Genomic DNA, 2,869 nt, shown 5'->3' with positions numbered 1-2,869 from the left:
CTTGGTCGGAAAATGCTCTAGAGGCGCGCCTGTCCGCCTCAATACTCCCATTCCGCCCCCACCCCGACAGCCGTCCGCCCATCCGCCCCGGCCTCGCCCTGGACCTTGATCCGTCCGGTCACGTCGTAGGTGATGGTGGCGGCACTGTCCTCCGGCCGGGCGCCGGCGCGCACGCCGACATTGACCCGCTCGCCGAGCGCCCGCGACAGGCCGATCGCCGGGCCGCCCTTCGATCCCGCCTGGATGTCGAGGCTGTCGAGGCCGAGGCGCTTGCGGGCGCTCTCGAACAGGTCGGGCCCGTCGGCACCGCCGGAGAGCTGGGCCACGGCCTGCGCGAGCTGCAACGCCTGGAACGGCGACAGGCCGCCCGAGGCTTTCTTGAACAGGAGGCGCGACAACACCTCGTCCTGCGGCAGCGGCGGCTCGGAGGAGAGGGCGAAGTCGGGCTGGTTGGCGGGTCCGGTGACGGCGATCTTGGCGGTGACGTCACCGGCCTGGGACTGGGCCAGGAAGTCGAGTTCCGGCGCCGTCAGGTCGCCCGCGAAGGTCAGGCGGCCGCGCATGAAATCGAGGTTCTGGCCGATGATCTGGATCCGGCCGCGGCGCATCGCGAAGGCGCCGTTCGCCACCGGGGCCGCCGAGGTGCCGGTGAGGCGGAGCGACCCGCCGAGTTCCGCATCGATGCCGCGGCCCCGCACGGTGATCCGGCCCGGGGCGTTCACCGTGAGGTCGAGGGTGGCGAGGAAGGGCGGGGCCTTGCGCCCGCGCCGCGACGCCGCCTCCCGCTTCGCCCGCGCGGCGAGGCGGGCCCGCATCTGCGGCGGCGTGTTGACGTGGCGGATGCCGGGCAGCGGCTGCACCGTGGCGGGCAGACGGTCCGGAACCGAGACGGCCAGGGAGGCGACGTCGACCTGGCCGGCGACCCGCGGGGTGCGGGCGAGCGGGCCGGTGAGCGAGAGGTTGAGGCCGGTGATGAGCGTCATCAGCGGGCTCGAGACCAGTTCGGCCCGGTCGGCCCGGATCGTCAGGGTGCCGGGGAAGCCCGCCGCCGGGTCGACGGCGACGCGGCCCTGGACCTGGAGGGTGCCGCCGTTGCGGGTGGCGGCGGTCAGGCGCTCGATCACGAGCGTGTCGCCGCGGCCGGCGACCCGGCCCTGGATGTCGGTGAGGCTCACGCCGTTCAGCGGGTCGGTGAAGCTGCCGCCGGTGAGGACCGCCGCGCCGTCGATCCTCGGGGCCTGGAGCGTCCCGCCGATCCCGGCATCGACGGCGACGCGGCCGGTCAGGCGCTGGCCGCCCGCCGCCAGCAGGGTGTTGGCGAGCGCTGCATCGAGGGTGCCGCGGGTGCGCAAGGCGAGGGCGCCGCCGGCCTCGACCGGGAGCGAGCCGGACAGGGTGACCTGCAAGCCGCGCCCCGCCGTGATGGTGCCGTCGAGGCCGGCGCGGCCATCCTCGATCCGGCCCGCGGCCTTGGCGTCGATCGGCGGCAGGCCGGCGGAGCGGGTCTCGGGCGTCACCAGCCGGGTGACGCTCAACGCATAGCGCCCCTCCGGGCTCGCGGCCGGGCCGGTCAGCGCCGCCTCGCCGTCGAGGGTGCCCGAAAGGGTCAGGCTCGGCGAGGCGATGCGGGCCATCGCCAGGGGCAGGCTCTTCAGGCCGAGCCGCAGGTCGAGCGTCTGGCCGATCGTGCCGTCGAGGCTGGCCCGGCCGGAGCCGGCCGCGATGGCGAGGCCCCGGATCGCCACGCCGTCGTTCTGGATCGTGAGCGTCGCCGGCCCGGCGAGGGCCAGCCGGTCGCCGCCGCGCACCGCGCTGAAGCGCGCGAGGTCGAGGCGCGGCTGCGCCGCCGGCACCAGCCGGGCGGCGCCGTCGAGGGCAAAGCCCCGGGCCCGGGCCTGGAGCACGAGGTCGCTGCCGTCGGGCGTGGGCTTGGCGTCGAGGCGGATCGCCTCGATCGTCTCCGAGCCGGCGACGAGACGGTCGGCCGCGAGCCGGCCGGTGACCCGGGGGCTGTTCCAGAGGTCGGTCCCGGCGAGATCCGCGTCGAGGCGCGAGAGCGCCACACCGGCCCCGCGCACGCCCTCGCCGGTCGCCCGCACGGTGGCGTCCTGCCGGCCGCCGGCGCGGGACAGGGCGATCGCGGCGTCGAGCCGCCCGGCGAGGCGGGTCAGCGCCAGGGCCGAGAGGTCGTCGAGGTTGCCGGCCTTCAGCGACACCGCGCCCTCGGCGAGGCGCGAGGCCGGATCGAATGCGGCGCGGCCGGTCAGCGCCACCGAGCCGAGGGTGACGCCGAGCCGGTCGAGCACCCAATCGGCGCCGCTCCGGGCGAGGTGGAGGTCGCCGGACAGCGGCTTGCCGTCGACCCGGCCGGACAGGGCCACCGTGCCGTCGAGGGCGCCGGTGGCGTCCGTCACGGTCGCCGTCGCGGCGAGGTCGCGGATCGGACGGCCCAGCGCCCGGGCCTCGGGGGCCGAGACGGTCAGGGCGACGTCCGGGTGCTCCAGCGAGCCGGTCAGGCGCGCGTCCAGCCCGGCCCGGCCGGCGAGGTCGGGGTCGAGGGTGGCGAGATCGGTCAGCTCGACCCGGCCGGTCATGTCGGCCTTGGCCTCGGTGGCACGGCCATCGACCGTCGCGGTCACGGCGGCCCCGCTCAGGCGCGCCGCCTGGACCGCGTAGCCGTCGGGCAGGCGGGTGAGGCGGCCGGTGAAGCGCGGCTCGCGGCCCAGCGGCGGGCGCGGGGGGGGGGGGGCAGAGGCGGGGGCGGGGGGGGCCCCGGGGCGGCGTACGGTACTCATGCCCGGCGTGGTGGTTGCGGGGGGGCGCGGGCCCCCCCCCCCCGCCCCCCCCCCCCCGCCGGTGAACCTCGCAA

The 2,869-nt window shown here is 77.1% G+C and carries 1 pseudogene; it reads right to left on the bottom strand.

From position 1 onward, the window contains the following. Positions 1 to 38: 38 nt before the first annotated feature. Positions 39 to 2,726, bottom strand: a pseudogene (locus VP06_RS26220) (translocation/assembly module TamB domain-containing protein); the annotation flags it as partial. Positions 2,727 to 2,869: the final 143 nt, after the last annotated feature.

Origin of the sequence: Methylobacterium aquaticum (assembly GCF_001043915.1) — a bacterium.
Lineage (GTDB): Bacteria > Pseudomonadota > Alphaproteobacteria > Rhizobiales > Beijerinckiaceae > Methylobacterium > Methylobacterium aquaticum.
The sequence above is the reverse complement of the archived record's forward strand: the minus strand, read 5'-3'. Positions and strand labels throughout refer to the sequence as shown.